Source organism: Streptomyces sp. NPDC002623 (assembly GCF_053592635.1).
Window position 1 is genome coordinate 83446 of sequence record NZ_JBSFWB010000024.1, and the last position, 12769, is coordinate 96214.

The window sequence follows — 12769 nt, forward strand, 5'->3', positions numbered from 1 at the left end:
CGTGGAGTCCGAGGAGTTCCTGCTGGTCCGCGACCTGCTGCGGTCCTTCGCGACCCGGTACCGGACGGGTTCGGCCGACGAGGTGAACCCCACCGCCAGGGCGGCCGCGCAGCAGGCGCTCGACAAGTTGGGCCTCGCCGGACTGCGCGCCACGGCGCTGCCGGTCGCCACCGTCCAGGAGTGCGCGCTGCTCGCCGAGGAGCACGGCCGACAGCCGCTGACCACGTCCCTGCTCGGGACGGTGCTGCTGGCGCCGGAGGTGACCCGCCTCCTCGGCGACGGCTCCGCCACCACGGGCGCGGTCCGCACCATCGCCCTCGCCCCCGATCTCCGCTTCCCCGGGCCCGCGCCCTCCCGGCTCGTCGCCTGGGACTGCGAGGGCGCGGACGGCGCCCTGTGCGTGGACGCCGAAGGCACGGTGACCCGGGCCGAGTCGGGGCCTCCCGCCCCGACCGCCGACCTACTGCGCAGCGTGCGGACGGCCTACCCCGGCCCCGTCGTCGGCCGGCTGAGCCCGTCGGCCCACCAGCGGTGGCAGGCGTACGCCCTGGTGATCGTGGCGAGTGAACTCGTCGGCGCGGCGCGGGCGTTCTTCGAGCTGAGCGTCGACCACGCCCGCGAGCGCCGCCAGTACGGGCGGCCGATCGGCTCCTTCCAGGCGGTACAGCATCTGCTCGCCGACGCGACCACCCTCGTGGAGGCCTGCACGAGCGCCACGCGGTATGCCGCCTGGTCCCTGGACCACGAGCCGCCCGGCCGGGCACTCACCGCGGCCCGGGTCGCCAAGGCCGAGGTCGACGTCTCGGCGGTGGAGGCGGTCTACGCGGGCATGCAGGTGTTCGGCGGGATCGCGCAGACCTGGGAGCACGTGGCCCATCTGTACCTCCGCAAGGTCCTGCTGGGCGCGACCGTGCTGGCGACCACGTCCGACCTGCTGCCGGTCCTGGCGGAGCCGGAGGCCGCGCCGGCCGAGCCGGAGGCCGCCCTCGTGGAACCGGAGGCCGCACGATGACCGTCGACACCCCCCTCGACTTCGGGGACCCTGACGACCTGGAGCGGCTGCGCCGGGACTTCCGCGCCTGGCTGGCCGAGCATCCGCTGCCCGAACGCCTCCCGGACGAGCCGGTCCCCGTCTTCCTGCACCGCTGGCACCGACTGCTGCACTCCGGCGGCTGGGTGGGCCTCGACGTGCCCGAGGAGTACGGCGGACGCGGACTGACGCCGCTTCACCAGGTGGCGGTGAGCGACGAGTTGGGGGCGCGCGGCGCACCCGGCGTCCCCCGGATCGGCTATCTCGCCCACGCGCTGCTGGAGTTCGCCTCGCCGGACCAGCGCCGGCGACTGCTCCCACGGATGCTGGCCGGCGACGACGTGTGGTGCCAGGGCTTCAGCGAGCCCGGCGCCGGCTCCGACCTCGCCGGCATGACCACGTACGCCGCGTACGCCGAGCGCGGCGACGACGGCAGCGGCAGCGGCAGCGGTGGGCACTACACCGTGCGCGGCCAGAAGCTCTGGACCAGCTACGCCCAGTACTCGACCTACTGCCTGCTCCTGGCCCGCACCGACCGCACGGCCCCCCGGCACAAGTCGATCACCGCGTTCGCCCTCCCCCTCGACCGACCCGGCGTGACCGTGCGCCCGCTGCGGGCGGCCGGCGGCGACGACGAGTTCTGCGAGCTGTTCCTGGACGACGTACGGCTGGCGGAGTCGGAGCGGATCGGGGCCGAGGGGGACGGCTGGGCGCTGGCGATGACGACGGTGTCGTACGAGCGCAACGCGCTGGACACCGGGCATCTGTCCAAGTACGGGCTGCTGGTGGAGCGGTTGCGGCGGACCGCGAGCGAGCGCCGCGGGGAGCTGCCGGACGGGCTGCTGTCGGAGATCGGGCGGTGTTTCGTCGACTACGAGGTCCTCGTGGCGCACGCCCGCCGCCGCACCGCCGAGCGGCTCGCCGGGCAGGCCGCAGGACCGGAGTCGTCCGTCGACAAGCTGCTGATGACACGGGCCGAACAGCGGCTGTACGAGACGGCGTTGAAGGTCTACCCCGAGGAGCTGCACGGACCGGGCGGGGACGTCTTCGCCGAGTACCTCTACGCACGGGCCGCCTCCGTCTACGGCGGCACCTCGCAGATCCAGCGGAACATCATCGCGGCGCGCCTGCTGCGCCTGCCGAACGGAGCCGACTGATGCCCCACGACCAGGAGTTCCAGAGCATCCCGAACGTCATCCGGATCGCCGCCCGCCGGTTCGGGGACGCGTCGGCTCTCGTCCACCGTGACGAAGACCTGCACGAGGACCGCCACGAGGACCGCCACGAAGGCCGTGCCGAACTCCGCCTGAGTTTCGCTGAGTTGGAGGAGCTGATGCTCCGCTCCGTGCGGTCCGCCGTCGCCCTCGGGATCGGGCCGGGCGACCGGGTCGGGCTGTGTGCGCCGAACTCGGCGGAGTGGATCGTCGCCGCGCTCGGCATCCAGGGCGCGGGAGGAGTCGTCGTCCCGCTCAACACCCGCTTCAAAGCAGGGGAGATCTCCTACATCCTGCGCAAGTCCGGGGCGAAGGCCCTGTTCGCGGCCGCGTCCTTCCTGGGCGTCGACCACCTCGCCGACCTGAAGGCCGCCGACCCCGGGCTGCCCGCGCTGGACCGCACCGTCTCGCTCCTCGGTCCGCGCGGATCGGCCGACCTGAGCTGGAGCGAATTCCTGGACCTGGGCGGCCAGTTCGACGAGGCTGCCGCACATGCGGCCATCGACCGACTCACCCCGGACGACGTCTGCGACGTGATGTTCACCTCCGGCACCACCGGCCACCCCAAGGGCGTGATCCTCACCCACGGCCAGTCGCTGCGCGCCTACGGCTGGATGTCCGAGGAGTACGGCTTCCGCGCCTCGGACACCTTCCTGGTCGTCCCGCCGTTCTTCCACTGCTTCGGCTACAAGGCGGGCTGGCTGGCGTCCTTCATGCACGGCGTGACGGTCGTCCCCATGCCGGTATTCGACGCGGGGCGCGCACTGGAGATCATCGAGCGGGAGCGGGTCAGCATCCTCCTCGGCCCGCCCACCGTCTTCCACGACCTGCTCCACCACCCGGAGCGCCCCACCCGCGACCTGAGCTCCCTGCGCGTCTCCATGACCGGCGGCACCACGATCCCGGAGTCCCTGATCCGCGCGATGAAGAAGGAGCTGTCCTTCGACATCGTCCTGAGCGCGTACGGGCTCACCGAGTCGACGGCCCTCGTCACCAGCACCCGCCTCGACGACACCGAGGAGACGGTCGCCCGCACCACCGGCCGACCCATCCCCGACGTGGAGATCCGCATCGCCGAAGACGGAGCGAGACGCGGGGCGGAGGGCGGAGCGGAAGGCGGGGCGGAGGGCGGGGCGGAGGGCGTCGGGGAGATCCTGGTCCGCGGCTACAACGTCACAAGCGGTTACTGGGACGATCCCGAGGCCACGGCCGAGGCGATCGACGCCGAGGGCTGGCTGCACACCGGCGACGTCGGGCATGTCGACGAGGCCGGCAACCTGGCGATCGTCGACCGCAAGAAAGAGCTGTACATCGTCGGAGGGTTCAACGCCTATCCGGCCGAGATCGAGAAGCTGCTGCTCGGCTGTGCGCCGATAGCGCAGGTCGCGGTCATCGGCGTGCCCGACGAACGGCTCGGGGAGGTGGGCTGCGCCTTCGTCGTCCCGCATCCGGGCGCCGAGATCACCGAGGCCGCGGTGATCGCCTGGGCCCGGGAGCACATGGCCAACTTCAAGGTCCCGCGCCATGTGCGGTTCACCGACCGGCTGCCGCGCAACGCGAGCCAGAAGGTGCTCAAGCACGAGCTGCGCGCCCAGTTCGGGAGCCGCTGACATGGGGGCGGACGGGCCGCACGGGCCGCACGGGTCGGACGGGCCCCTCGCGGGGATCACGGTCGTGGCGCTCGAACAGGCCGTGTCGGCGCCCATGTGCACCCGCACGCTGGGGGACTTCGGGGCCCGGGTCGTCAAGGTGGAGAACCCGCGCGGCGGTGACTTCGCCCGGGACTACGACGACGTCGTGGGCGGTCTCGGCGCACACTTCGTATGGCTGAACCGGGGCAAGGAGTCGGTCGCCCTGGACCTCAAGTCGCAGGCGGGGATGGACATCCTGCTGCGGCTCCTGGACCGCGCCGATGTGCTCGTCTCCAACCTCTCCCCCGGCACGACCGCCAAACTCGGCGTCTGTCCGGCCGACCTGGCGGTGAGCCACCCCGGCCTGCTCGCCGTCGAGATCGACGGATACGGTCCCGGCGGCCCGCTCTCCCACAAGCGGGCCTACGACCTGCTGGCCCAGGCCGAGTCGGGGGTGTGCGCGGTGACGGGCCGGCCCGGTCAGCCGGCCAAGCCGGGGCCGCCGGTGGCCGATGTGTGCAGCGGGCTGTACGGGGCCCTGTCGGTCATGGCGCTGATGCACGGCAAGGGGCGCGGGCAGCACGTCCCCACGTCGGTGGCGGTGAGCCTGTTCGACACCATGACCGAGCTGATGGGCTACCCGCTGACCTACACCCGGCACTCGGGCGTCGAGCAGCAGCCGCTGGGCATGAGTTCGCCCGCGGTGTCGCCGTACGGGGCGTATGCGACGGCCGACGGGCAGACGGTCGTGCTGGGCACCACGAACGACCGGGAGTGGGACCGCCTCGCCCGTGACCTGCTCGGGCGGCCCGACCTCGCGGACGACGAACGGTTCCGGTCGAACGCCGGGCGGGTCGAGCACCGGGAGGTGCTGGACGCCGAGATCGGCGCGTGGTGCGCACGGCACGGTCTGGCGGAGGTCCAGGACCGCGCGGACCTGGCCGGCATCGGCAACGCCCGCTACAACACGCCGCGCGAGGTCCTCGTCCATCCGCAGCTGGCCGCGCGCGACCGCTGGCGGGAGATCGACACGCCGTCCGGGCCGGTCCCGGCGCTGCTGCCGCCTCCGGTGATCGACGGCTACGACCCGCCGATGGGCGCGGTGCCCGCGCTGGGGCAGCACACGGACGCGGTACTCGCCGAACTCGGCCTGTCCACAGGGGAGATCGACGCACTGCGCAGGCAGGGGGCGGTGCGGTGACGGTGCTGCTGACACGGGACGACGACGGGGTGCGCACCCTCACCCTCAACCGCCCGCACCGCAGGAACGCCCTCGACGCCGAGCTGTGGGAGGCGCTGCGGGCGGCCCTGGTGGAGGCGGGGGACGACCGGAGCGTCCGGGCCGTGGTCCTCACGGGGGCGGGCGGCGCGTTCTGCTCCGGCGCGGACATCCGGAGCGGGGCCGGCCAGGCGGCCCATCCCCTGTACCGGATACGGCCGTTGACCGAGGTGGCGCTGCTGCTGCACGAGCTGCCCGTGCCGACGGTGGCCAAGGTGACCGGGGTGGCGGTCGGCGCCGGCTGGAATCTGGCGCTCGGCTGCGATCTGGTCGTCGCGACGCCCGGGTCGACGTTCTCGCAGATCTTCGCGCGCCGCGGGCTGTCCCCGGACCTCGGGGGCTCCTGGCTGCTGCCGAAGCTCGTCGGCCTCCAGCAGGCCAAGCGGCTGGCGCTGCTCGCGGAGACGGTCGACGCCGCGGAGGCCCACCGGCTGGGCCTGGTCACCTGGGTGGTGGACGGGGACGAGGTGGACGCCTTCGTCGACGACCTCACCGCGCGGCTGGCCGCCGGGCCGCCGGTCGCGCTCGCGCAGACCAAGGCGCTGCTCAACGAGGGCGTCGACCGCACCCTGCGGGAGGCACTCGCGAGCGAGGCCCGGGCGCAGGCGGTCAACTTCGCCTCCACCGACGCCTCGGAGGCGTTCAGCGCGTTCGCGGAGAAACGCCCGCCCGGTTTCACGGGCCGCTGGGCGGTACCCCGCTCCACCACCGGAGCCGGACGATCGGAGGGCACGTGATGCGGGAAGCGGTGATCGTGGCGGCGGTGCGCACGCCCGTCGGCAGACGCGGCGGCGGGCTCGCGGAGGTGCACCCGGCCGACCTGTCCGCCGCCGTGCTCATCGCGCTGGCCGAGCGGACGGGGCTCGACCCCGCCGCCGTCGACGACGTGATCTGGGGGTGCGTCTCCCAGGTGGGCGACCAGTCGAGCAACATCGGCCGGTACGCGGTGCTCGCGGCGGGCTGGCCGGAGAGCGTGCCGGGGACGACCGTCAACCGGGCCTGCGGGTCGAGTCAGCAGGCGCTGGAGTTCGCCGTGCAGTCGGTGCTGTCCGGGCGGCACGACCTCGTCGTGGCGGGCGGGGTGGAGGTCATGAGCCGGGTGCCGCTGGGCGCCGCCAAGGCGGGCGGGATGCCGTACGGGCCGGGGGTCCTCGCCCGGTACCAGGACTTCGCCTTCGACCAGGGAATCTCCGCGGAGTCGATCGCGCGGAAGTGGGGGTTCACGCGGACCCGGCTCGACGCGTTCGCGGCGCTCTCCCACGAGCGGGCGGCGGCCGCGCAGGACGCGGGGGCCTTCGAGGCGGAGATCGTGCCGGTGGCGGGGGTCGTGGCGGACGAGGGGATCCGGCGGGGCACCGGCGTCGAGACGCTGGCCCGCCTCAAGCCCGCCTTCGCGGAGGACGGGGTGATCCATGCCGGCAACGCCTCCCAGATCTCCGACGGGGCCGCCGCCCTGCTCGTCACCACCCCGGAGCGAGCACGGCGGTCGGGGCTGCCGGCGCTCGTGCGGTACCGGGCGGGGGCGGTGGTCGGCTCGGATCCGGTGCTGATGCTCACGGGCCCGATCCCGGCGACCGAGAAGGTGCTGCGGAAGGCCGGCGTGGGGCTGTCGGAGGTCGGGGTGTTCGAGGTGAACGAGGCCTTCGCGCCGGTGCCGCTGGCCTGGCTGGCGGAGACCGGCGCCGACCCGCAGCGGCTCAACCCGCTCGGCGGGGCCATCGCCCTCGGGCATCCGCTGGGCGCCTCGGGGGCCGTCCTGATGACCCGCATGATCCATCACATGCGCGCGCATGGGATCCGCTACGGCCTGCAGACCATGTGCGAGGGCGGCGGCACCGCGAACGCCACGCTCGTCGAACTGGCCGACCGATAGGAGGCGTTGTGCGCCGGGATCTGTTCACGGCCGACCACGAGGCGTTCCGGGCCCTGGTCCGGGACGTCGTGGCGAAGGAGGTGGTGCCGCACTACTCCGACTGGGAGAAGGCCGGCCGGGTGCCCCGCTCGTTCTTCGAACAGCTGGGCTCCCTGGGCGTGTTGGGGACCGCTGTCCCCGCGGAGTACGGCGGCTCGGGCCTGCCCGACTACCGGTACAACGTGGTGCTCCAGGAGGAGGCCTACCGGGCGCTGGTCACCCTGGGCACGGTACGCACCCAACTCGACGTGGTGCTCCCCTACTTCCTCTCCTACGCCGACGCCGGACAGCGGGAGCGGTGGTTGCCGGGGCTGGCCGCCGGAAAGCTGCTCACCGCCGTCGCGATGACCGAGCCGGGCACCGGCTCCGATCTCGCCGGGATCCGTACGACCGCCGTGCGGGACGGCGACGCGTATGTGCTCGACGGGGCGAAGACCTTCATCACCGGGGGGCTGCTGGCCGATCTGGTGATCGTGGTGGCGCGTACGTCGTCCGACCCCGAGGACCGGCGGGCGGGTCTGACGCTGCTCGTGGTCGAGGACGGGATGCCGGGGTTCACCCGCGGACGTGTGCTGGACAAGCTGGGCATCAAGGTGCAGGACACGGTCGAGCTGGCCTTCGACGGGGTGCGGGTGCCGGTGGCCAACCGGCTCGGCGAGGAGGGCGCCGCCTTCTCCTACCTCGGCCGCAACCTTCCGCAGGAGCGGATGACGGTCGCGGTCGGGTCGGTGGCCCAGACCCGGGCGGCGCTCGACACCACGATCGCCTATGTCAAGGAGCGCAAGGCGTTCGACCGGACGGTCGCCTCCTTCCAGAACACCAAGTTCGAACTGGCCGCGGTGTCCGCCGAGTTGGAGGCGGCGCAGACGATGCTCGACCGGGCGGTCCTGGAGCTGGTGGAGGGGCGGCTCTCCGGTTCCGACGCGGCGCGGGTGAAGCTGTTCTGCACCGAGGTCCAGGCCCGGGCCGTCGACCGGTGTCTTCAACTCTTCGGCGGTTACGGCTACATGCTGGAGTACCCGATCGCCCGGCTGTACGCGGACGCCCGCATCACCCGTATCTACGCCGGGACGAGCGAGGTCATGAAGGTCATCATCGCCAAGTCGCTCGGATTGTGAGGCCCATGGAGGGCATGGAGGACATGGAGGGCGTGGAGGGCATGGAGGACTTCTCCGGCCGGCCGGGGGTCGCGTTCGTCGCGGGCGGCACCGGCGGGATCGGCTCGGCGGTCGTACGGACGCTGGCCGCGCGCGGCAGCGCGGTGGCGTTCTCCTACCGGGCCGACCGGCGGGCCGCGCAGGCTCTGCTGGAGGAGGTGAAGGCCGTCGCGGCGCTGCGGCTCGACCTCACCGACGAGACGGCGACGGCCCGGGCGGTCACCGGGACCGCCGAGGCGTACGGCGGCATCCACACGCTCGTGTACGCGGCCGGTCCCCATGTGCCGATGCGGCATCTGAGCCGGGTGTCGCCGGGCGAGTACCGGGCCCAACTCGAGGCGGACGCGGTGGGGTTCTTCAACCTCGTGCACCCCGCGCTGCCGGTCCTGCGCGAGAGCCGGGGCAGCGTCGTCGCGGTGACCACCGTCGCCACCCGCCGTTTCCCGGTGCGCGACGGACTGTCCTCGGGGGCGAAGGGAGCGGTCGAGGCGGTCGCCCGCGCGTTGGCCGCGGAGGAAGGGCGCTACGGGGTCCGCGTCAACTGCGTCGCGCCCGGCATGCTCACCGACGGCATCGCGGGCCGGCTGATCGAGTCGGGCGAACTGGACGACGACGCCCTCGCCGTCACCCGGCGCAACATCCCGCTGCGCCGGTTCGGGGCGGCGAAGGACATCGCGGAGGCGGTTTCCTTCCTCGCCTCGGACCGGGCCGGGTTCATCACGGGGCAGGCGCTGGGGGTGGACGGCGGCTACAGCGTGTGACAGCGGTCAGTGCCGGTGAAGCTCCCGGCCGCCGACACAGGCGGCCCGTACGACGTCGGCGGACAGCACGTCGAGCGCCTCGCGCAGCGGCGTGTGGAGCAGGCACAGGTCGGCGACGGCACCGGGCTCCAACGTCCTTATGACCGACGGCTGTTCGGGACGGCCGAGGAACATCCGCAGCGCGGTCCCGGGCGGGACGGCCTCCCCGTCGGCGCGCTGCACCGCGGCCCGCATCACCGCCCACGGGTCGTGGGCGCCGTACGGCGCGTCCGTGCCCGCGGCGACCGGGACGCCGGCCTCGACCAGGCTGCGGCAGCGGTAGAGGTGCGGTCGGTCGTCCGGGTGCACGTCGGTGGCGTAGGCGTGGGCGCGTTCCACGGGGAAGTGCGGCTGGGTCACCACCGTCACGCCGAGCCGCCGGATCCAGTCGACCGTCTCCGCCGGGACGACCGCCGCGTGCTCGATCCGGTCGCCGGCGACCGGGCCGGCCTCGTCCAGCGCGAGCAGCGTCACGAGCAGCTGCACCCGGGTCACGCAGTGCACGGCGACCGGTCGGGGGCGCAACTGCGCGACGGTGGCAGCGAGTTCGGCCGGGGTGGGGAGGGTGGGGTCGTCGAGCACGAGCTTCGTCGGCGGGTCGACGCCCATCACGAGCAGCCGCTGGGGCAGCACCGACAGGGTCTGGGCGAGGCCGGGCCCGGGGTGCGGGTCGGCGTTGGTGAATCCGGTGACGCCGAGGCGGGCCGCGCGCCGGCCGACCCCTTCGAGGTCGAGCGGTGTGGGCGGGACGAGGTGCCGCAACCGTTCGTCCGCCCGCCAGAAACGCCCGCGGTGAGGCCCGTCCGAGTACCGATCCCCGTCGAGGCCCGTCGCGTGCAGGGCGGCGCTGTTCAGGAACCACATCGCGCCGCTGCGGTGCTGGACGCGCACCGGCCGGTCGGGGGCCACGGCGTCCAGCGCCCACCGGTCGAGCTCCCCGGCGACGCTCTCGTGGTAGCCGACGGCCCGGACCCACTCCCCCGGGGCCCCGCCGCGCAGAGCGGCCGCGAACCCGGCGCGGCCGTGCACATCGGCGGGGCCTACCCGCACCGAGGCCGCCTCCGCCGCGAGGGCGGCCAGATGCACGTGATGGTCGTGCAGGCCCGGCAGCAGTGCGCCGCCCCGCCCGTCCACGTCGGCCGGCCCGGCCAGCCCGCGCCCGATCTCCACGATCCGGCCGCCCTCGACACGGACATCGACGCGGCCGCGCCCCGCCACTTCCACGTCCCGGATCAGCACGACCGCACCCGGGCCGGCCCGGACCTCACCCCGAGCCCGCCCCGGCGAGCGCCGCCGCGCAGGCGGTCATGGACACGCACAGGAGTTCTCCGCCTCCGGCGGCCTGCGAGCGGGCGGCCGCGTGGGCGGCGAACAGGCCGGTGACGGGGTCGGCGAGGGCGTCGCCGAGGAACACCGGGTCGCCGTGCCGGTCGCGGCCGGTCAGTCCGGCGGCCACGGCCGCGTCGTCGCCGAAGGCGATCCGGTCGTCGTCGCGGCCGTACCCGGTGATGCTCACCCAGACGCGTCCGGGACGGGCGGCGAGGAAGTCCTCGGCGCGGATGCCGAGGCGGCGCAGCGCCCTCGGCCGGGAGGCCTCGATGACGATGTCCGCCTCGTCGACGAGGGCGGCGAGCGATCCGGTGGCGAAGTCGAGAACGCGACTCTCGTGCCCGTCGTGCAGCCACCGGTAGAAGTCGGGGTGTCCGCGGCGGGCTCCGTCGGGCCGGGTGGCGCTCTCCGCCTTGACCACGCGGGCGCCGGCCAGGCCCAGCAGACGGGCGCACAGCGGTCCCGCCCACAGTGCGGAGAGGTCGACGACGCGTTGGCCGGGCAGCGGGCGCACGAGTCGCTCGCCGTGGCGCTCGGCGCGTGCCGGAGCCCGGTCGGCCCCGGCCGAGCCGAGGGCCGCGGCGGGGATGCCCAACAGCTGGGCTTGTTCGGCGAGTTGCCGCGCCTCGACCCGCTCCGCCGCCGCGGTCAGGTCGGTGCCCTCGGCCCCGAGGAGGGCGAGCAGGGCGGGCAGGGCGGCCGTGTCGTCGGGGCGGGCCAGGCTGACGGCGGCCCAGCCGTCGGCGGTGGCGAGCAGCCGGCAGGAACCGCCCGCGGAGGTGCGTCCCGGCGGTCCGAGCCCGGCCAGCCGGGCCCGCAGGAACAGGGCGGTGGGCAGGTCGACGGGGACGCCGGTGAGGGCGGTGAAGTCGCCCACGGCGGCCGCGAGCGGGCCGAGGCGGGACGCCACGGTCTGCGTCCAACGGTCTTCGCACGTCCGACGGCCTTCGGGCGAACGGCGATCTTCACGCGTCCGACGATCTTCGAGAGCGGCGTTCTTCATGAAGTGAACACCCTTCTCTTCGCAGGTGAGCCAAGATTACACTCCGGTGGTCATGGAGCCGCCGTTCCTGCTGGTCGACCTCGACCGCACCGCAGAGCCGGAGCCGCCCCCGTCGGCGGACCGCGTCCTGGTGGGGGCGGCGGCCGAACCGCGGCCCGTCTCCGGGCAGTTCGACGTTCTCCTCACCGGCGTCCCGGATCCGCCGCGGCCCTGGGTGGGGTGCACGGATCCGTACGCCGCCGCCCGCGACCTGCGCGAGACCGTCGCCCGGCAGCCGGCCGCCGCCGTCGCGCTGGTGCAGGTCCTGCGCATGGGGGCGGCTCTCGGCCCGGCGGAGCGGCTGGTCGTCGAGTCCCTCGCCTACTCGGCGCTCCAGGGCGGCAGCGGCTTTCGCGCCTGGCTGGCCGACGCCCGGCCGCGCGTCCCGCGCCCGGTCGCCGAGCCGGTGCTGCTGTGCCGGGACGGCGAGTTGCTGACCGTCACCCTGAACCGGCCCCGGGTGCGCAACGCGTTCGACGCCGCCACCCGCGACGCGCTCTACGAGGCGCTGGAGGTCGCCGTGGCCGATCCCTCCATCGCCCGCGTCGACCTGCGCGGCGCGGGGCCGGTGTTCTGCAGCGGGGGCGATCTGGCCGAGTTCGGCATGTCCCGGGATCCCGCCGAGGCGCATCGGGTGCGCGTGGCGCGCAGTCCGGCCGCGCTGCTCCAGCGGTGCGCGGCGAAGGTGACCGCTCGTCTGCACGGGGCCTGTGTGGGTGCGGGCATCGAGCTGGCGGCGTTCGCGGGGCGGGTTTCGGCCACACCGGACACGACGCTCCGGCTGCCCGAGATCGGGATGGGACTGATCCCGGGCGCGGGCGGCACGGCGAGCCTTCCGCCGCGCATCGGCCGCGAACGCACCGCCTGGCTGGCGCTGTCCGGGCTCCCGCTCACCGCGTGGGAGGCGGTCGGCTGGGGGTTGGTGGACGAGGTCGAAGCCACGGAATGACCACGTAGCCGAACCCGTCGACATGACCACGTAGCCAAACCGGTCGACGACCTCCCGAGGACCGGCTTGACTACATGGTCATTCCAGTCTTGGCGGCAGCCCGGCCCGCGTCAAGACCTGTCTCACGGGACGGCCGGAAGCCACGAGGGTTGCCATGTCGATAAGCCTTTCCCGGTCACTCCGCGGTGGACACACAGAATTTTCCTCGTGGCCCGCGCGATGCCGGGAATGTGGGTTCCGAGTCGGACATGCGGTTTAAAGGAACGCATTTCCTGCGGTCGTTCACGTTTCCACAATGTGAGTGGAGAGTGAACGAGACCGCTCGCGAAAGGAATTCATCCGATTTCCTACGCCCTGGCCCTCCGCCCGCGACTGACCGAATCATTGCGGCTGGATACCGGCCGATCGTTCGAACGTTGACCAGTG

General features: G+C 73.6%; 11 protein-coding genes. 9 read left to right on the forward strand and 2 right to left on the reverse strand.

Going from position 1 to position 12769, the window contains the following annotated elements; translation table 11 throughout:
* The first annotated feature begins 1 nt into the window (after nucleotide 1).
* From ACWD4O_RS34565 to ACWD4O_RS34600, 8 genes are read left to right on the forward strand one after another with little or no spacing between them, the layout of a single operon-like run.
* Complete coding sequence (locus ACWD4O_RS34565; protein ID WP_451286029.1) at nucleotides 2–1012, forward strand: acyl-CoA dehydrogenase family protein; 1011 nt, start codon at nucleotides 2–4, stop codon at nucleotides 1010–1012.
* A complete protein-coding gene (locus ACWD4O_RS34570; RefSeq protein WP_451286031.1) occupies nucleotides 1009–2187 on the forward strand; it encodes an acyl-CoA dehydrogenase family protein in 1179 nt (392 codons plus the stop codon). The genes ACWD4O_RS34565 and ACWD4O_RS34570 overlap by 4 nt, the downstream gene beginning before the upstream one ends.
* Nucleotides 2187–3854 carry a FadD3 family acyl-CoA ligase gene (locus tag ACWD4O_RS34575; RefSeq protein ID WP_451286033.1) on the forward strand — a complete coding sequence of 556 codons (1668 nt, stop codon included), beginning with the start codon at nucleotides 2187–2189 and terminating at the stop codon, nucleotides 3852–3854. Before ACWD4O_RS34570 ends, ACWD4O_RS34575 begins: the two co-directional genes overlap by 1 nt.
* A gap of 1 nt (nucleotide 3855) precedes the next feature.
* Nucleotides 3856–5076, forward strand: coding sequence for a CaiB/BaiF CoA transferase family protein (locus ACWD4O_RS34580; protein WP_451286035.1), 1221 nt, complete (start codon nucleotides 3856–3858; stop codon nucleotides 5074–5076).
* Nucleotides 5073–5891: an enoyl-CoA hydratase/isomerase family protein gene (locus tag ACWD4O_RS34585; RefSeq protein ID WP_451286037.1), complete on the forward strand. Its 819-nt coding sequence runs from the start codon at nucleotides 5073–5075 to the stop codon at nucleotides 5889–5891. Before ACWD4O_RS34580 ends, ACWD4O_RS34585 begins: the two co-directional genes overlap by 4 nt.
* Nucleotides 5891–7027, forward strand: coding sequence for a thiolase family protein (locus ACWD4O_RS34590; RefSeq protein ID WP_451286039.1), 1137 nt, complete (start codon nucleotides 5891–5893; stop codon nucleotides 7025–7027). Before ACWD4O_RS34585 ends, ACWD4O_RS34590 begins: the two co-directional genes overlap by 1 nt.
* A gap of 8 nt (nucleotides 7028–7035) precedes the next feature.
* On the forward strand, nucleotides 7036–8184 hold the full coding sequence (locus ACWD4O_RS34595; protein WP_451286041.1) for an acyl-CoA dehydrogenase family protein: 1149 nt from the start codon (nucleotides 7036–7038) through the stop codon (nucleotides 8182–8184).
* 41 nt (nucleotides 8185–8225) lie between these two features.
* Complete coding sequence (locus ACWD4O_RS34600; protein ID WP_451286128.1) at nucleotides 8226–8984, forward strand: SDR family NAD(P)-dependent oxidoreductase; 759 nt, start codon at nucleotides 8226–8228, stop codon at nucleotides 8982–8984.
* Between the two features lie 6 nt (nucleotides 8985–8990).
* Here ACWD4O_RS34600 and ACWD4O_RS34605 read toward each other — a convergent pair whose 3' ends face one another.
* On the reverse strand, nucleotides 8991–10262 hold the full coding sequence (locus ACWD4O_RS34605; protein WP_451286042.1) for an amidohydrolase family protein: 1272 nt from the start codon (nucleotides 10260–10262) through the stop codon (nucleotides 8991–8993).
* A 25-nt stretch (nucleotides 10263–10287) separates the two neighbouring features.
* Nucleotides 10288–11262 (reverse strand): CoA transferase, encoded by a 975-nt coding sequence (locus ACWD4O_RS34610; RefSeq protein ID WP_451286044.1) that lies wholly within the window; start codon nucleotides 11260–11262, stop codon nucleotides 10288–10290.
* A gap of 118 nt (nucleotides 11263–11380) precedes the next feature.
* On the opposite strand from ACWD4O_RS34610, the gene ACWD4O_RS34615 reads away from it, so the two are divergent.
* Nucleotides 11381–12343, forward strand: a complete 963-nt coding sequence (locus ACWD4O_RS34615; protein ID WP_451286046.1) for an enoyl-CoA hydratase/isomerase family protein — start codon at nucleotides 11381–11383, stop codon at nucleotides 12341–12343.
* The last annotated feature ends 426 nt before the right edge of the window (nucleotides 12344–12769 follow it).

Excerpts from the sequence above, each read along its gene's own strand:
- ACWD4O_RS34575 (WP_451286033.1), top strand. The coding sequence starts at position 2,187 with ATGCCCCACGACCAGGAGTTCCAGAGCATCCCGAACGTCATCCGGATC.
- ACWD4O_RS34600 (WP_451286128.1), top strand. The coding sequence starts at position 8,226 with ATGGAGGACTTCTCCGGCCGGCCGGGGGTCGCGTTCGTCGCGGGCGGC.
- ACWD4O_RS34590 (WP_451286039.1), top strand. The coding sequence starts at position 5,891 with ATGCGGGAAGCGGTGATCGTGGCGGCGGTGCGCACGCCCGTCGGCAGA.
- ACWD4O_RS34580 (WP_451286035.1), top strand. The coding sequence starts at position 3,856 with ATGGGGGCGGACGGGCCGCACGGGCCGCACGGGTCGGACGGGCCCCTC.
- ACWD4O_RS34570 (WP_451286031.1), top strand. The coding sequence starts at position 1,009 with ATGACCGTCGACACCCCCCTCGACTTCGGGGACCCTGACGACCTGGAG.